Source organism: Lawsonibacter hominis, from assembly GCF_014287895.1.
In the GTDB taxonomy this organism is placed as follows: Bacteria; Bacillota; Clostridia; order Oscillospirales; family Oscillospiraceae; genus Lawsonibacter_A; species Lawsonibacter_A hominis.
Genome location: NZ_JACOPP010000060.1, coordinates 1 through 3,471, shown reverse-complemented (window position 1 = coordinate 3,471; position 3,471 = coordinate 1). Strand labels below are relative to the sequence as shown.

Sequence of the window (3,471 nt, the reverse complement as noted above, 5' to 3'; positions counted from 1 at the left end):
GCGGGTTTCCGACCACGCTGCTTCGGTATGCCATGCAGCTCCTTTTTCCTTTCGCGTGTAAGAAGATGATGGATTGCTCTCTCTCCTGTCACCCCAAGTCTCTCCGCAACCTCTCGCTGTGTCATTCCGCCTTCAAGCATTTCTTTGATTTTAGGCAGTAATTCCTGGGTGTGCTGATACTTCCTTGCCATAATAATACCCCCTAATGTAGTACTTTCATTTTCCTACATTAGGGGGCGTTTTGTCTATTGTCCGTTTTTACTGGTTCGGTTCATACCCCCTCTGCCGTCTTTTTACCCTTTTTTGCAGCTGTATTTTTTCAATTTATAAATCCGAGCTGCATTCCCCTCCCAGGCGATGCAGTTCCGATTTATCTGAAATAGTCCAATAGGTGGGCGCTCCGCCCCGTGTCCTGCTCCCGGAGATACAGGCGTTTTTCGAGAGCGAGGAGGGGCAGAGGGAATACGCAGAGTGGAAAGCCCAAAAGCAAGCCAAAACAACCGAACAAGGGTAAACACAAGGCGGGAACATCTTAACCGATGCTCCCGCCTTTGTTTCGTTAATGAGAAATACGTCATATGTTGTATTAACTACGCATAGTCAAAAAAGACGAAATCCCCGCCCATTTTGCGGTGCACACATAAAAATGTCAATAAAATTTGCTCCAATCAAAGGGGCAAGTGATTGAACGGAAAGAAGTCGAAGGGTTCCAAACCATCATCGAACTCCACCGTTATCGGGTCATCATAGCCACGGGTATAGTAATCAGTTGCTGTAAAAACGCCTTGTTTCGGGTCGTATCGCTCAGCAGGGAGACTGAATGTACCGCCTTCCAAAACATGAGTCCAGCCAATCTTTTCCTCATAGTAGGACAGCTTGATGTTGCCTTCCTCAATAATGCCGTTATTGTTGCGATAGACGATAACACTTTCAACTCCGTCTCCATAGGTGCTATTACAAATCAATTCAGGCACACCATCGCCATCCAGATCTCGGCTCCATGCTTCAGGCCCATCATAACCAAATTGCTCTGCCACACACACATCCTCGCCATCCACCTTAACATAGTAGTGCCACTTGTACTGGTAGGGAGCAATTTCCTCCATCTCAATGCGGCATACGCCAAAGCCCAGTACATTGGTCAGCGTAGCCCCAGACTGATTTCCTCCGTTTTCAGGTTCACCCAAGACCAAGTCCAGATAGGTGTAGATATCCTCCGGGTCATCGGAATGAATGGATAGATTGTAGGTTACGCTGTCCAAAGCAAATTCGGCCCAGTAGAGGAATGGCTGGTTTTTACTCCAGTTGCTCTTCTTCCGATAGATCGTTACCTCTACATCACCATATTGAGTTACGGCATAGGCATCGGCAGAGCCTTTTTGCTCTCCCTCACTGCTAAAATTACAGTCCATGGTAAAGTCTTGTCCGTTGTAATCTCCTGTGACCGACAGAGTGTCCCAGGCGGCAGGGTCGGAGATATCTCCGCCCTTTGTATAGCTCAGGCGGATACCAGTGGTTCTAACGTCGGGAGCTGACAGTCGTTCGGCCAACAGATTTCCACCGTAAGATGCTATCACTTCCTCCAGGCTCTCGATTTCCGTTACTTCTACTTGGTGGCCTTTGGGCCAAAGAAAGGCCCCTGCGACCAAGCAGAGACACGCCGCCATAGCTCCCCACTTCAACCATCCGGTTTTCTTTTTGGTAGCTTCGCTTTGCTCTAAAATGTCATCATCCACTTTACCAATAGCATTATATAGGTCTTTGCTATTCATAAATATCCCTCCTTCATGAGTTCAGCTTTGAGTTTCTTTCGTGTCCGGCTAAGGATAACCGTGGCGTTGTTTAAGGTCAGACTATACCGTTCTGCGATTGCGGACATTGGCTCAGTGAAGAAATAGCGGCGAACAAATACATTTCTGTCCCGCTCCGGAAGTGTCCGAACAAAGCGGCAAATGCACTGTTCCAATTCCGCAACCTCATACGCAGCCTCAACATCTGACCCACTGGCAAGGCATTCCTCAAGTTCTTCCAAAACAAGAATAATCTCGCTGCCGCCCCGCTTTTCAACAAATCTTGCGTTGAAACGATTGAACGAAAGGTTGCGGGTAATCTTTGCCAAAAACATCCGAAATACATTGGGCCTTTGCGGCGGTATGGCGTTCCATGTGTGGAGCCAAGTATCATTGACACACTCCTCGGAATCCTCAGCACAATGCAGGATGTTGTCGGCTATTGTGAAACAGTATGCGCCGTACTTGTTGGCGGTTTCAGATATGGCGTCCGCATTCTTCTGCCAATATAGTTCGACAATTTGACTGTCCTCCAATACAATCTCCCCTTTCCTATGCTTTGAAGGTTCCTTCAATCTATAAGGCAGGAAATATCTGAAAACCTTACAAGGTTTCTCAAAAATTTCTACCCTCTCAAATATGCTAGGCTTGAATTTTATTGTATCAGGTGCAAGCAATAGGGACAAGCCCACACCGCCGTTAAGCGGTGACCAACAAAATGACGGCGGGAAGTATTCCCCGCCGTCACTATGCGTTAACCGAATAAACCAAAATGCTTTTACTTTCCGAATGGCATTGGGGCAAGAATCCTGTTCTTGCCCTTGCCCATCAAAGCACATTTTCAATAGAAATGATAAATCCGAACACACTACCCACTTGGATAATGTAGTTCGGATTATCATTAGTTGGTCGGAGTGTAATTATAGGATCTGACAAAGCCCGGCAATACCAACGGTTTGCAGACTGTCGGCAAGAGGTTTTATCTTAAATCGTACGCTCCCACACCTTGACTTGTGTAATAACATCACGCAGACGATCATCACCCACCATATACTCCAGAATTTCGTCAGCGGTATCACACCACTTCTCGGTACGAGTGTTTACTTCCACAGAGCCTGCCTGACAGATCACCATTTTAGGTGCTGCGCCTGCCACAGGAGAAACGCAGCCAAAGCAGCAGTACATAACTCCGTTCCATTCAAATTGGACCTCCCCGCCGCGCTTCATGCACCACTTGAAATCGCTGATTGTCTTGAAGCGATCGTCCTCAAACGTATTGGCTGGCACAATCGTTTTCATAGAAAGCCATCTCCTTTCTCTGCCATATGCTTTCCCAGTGTGTTCAATCTTACCGAGGTGAGGGCCTAATTCATCCCAATAAATATCATGTGTATGAGGATTATCGTGCAACGTCGGAGTTCCGTGATCTGAATAATGGGTTTCGGAATCAGCCTTTCCATCTAGGCCAATATGGGTCTCATACAAATCTCCCTTTTTGGTAAAGGACTGTTTTATTTCGCCCGGCTTACCAATAAATTTTTCGTCACCTAACTTTGATGGCTTTGGAAAAGTCAAGAACGGTGCAGAACCTGAACACCCCAAATATGAAACTTACGCGGCCAGGCCTCTGGCGGCCTGACGAAACATCACAGGCGGCAGACCACCTGGATTAGCAGTATAG

General features: G+C 47.1%; 3 protein-coding genes and 1 pseudogene. All 4 read right to left on the bottom strand.

Annotated elements, in window-relative coordinates; all coding sequences use genetic code 11:
- Positions 1–191, bottom strand: a pseudogene (locus H8S57_RS17150) (imidazolonepropionase); the annotation flags it as partial.
- 477 nt (positions 192–668) lie between these two features.
- On the bottom strand, positions 669–1,772 hold the full coding sequence (locus H8S57_RS16600) for a hypothetical protein (RefSeq protein ID WP_186909067.1): 1,104 nt from the start codon (positions 1,770–1,772) through the stop codon (positions 669–671).
- Positions 1,769–2,326, bottom strand: a complete 558-nt coding sequence (locus H8S57_RS16595) for an RNA polymerase sigma factor (protein ID WP_186909068.1) — start codon at positions 2,324–2,326, stop codon at positions 1,769–1,771. Before H8S57_RS16595 ends, H8S57_RS16600 begins: the two co-directional genes overlap by 4 nt.
- Before the next feature lie 448 nt (positions 2,327–2,774).
- Complete coding sequence (locus H8S57_RS16590; protein WP_186909066.1) at positions 2,775–3,089, bottom strand: hypothetical protein; 315 nt, start codon at positions 3,087–3,089, stop codon at positions 2,775–2,777.
- Between the last annotated feature and the right edge of the window lie 382 nt (positions 3,090–3,471).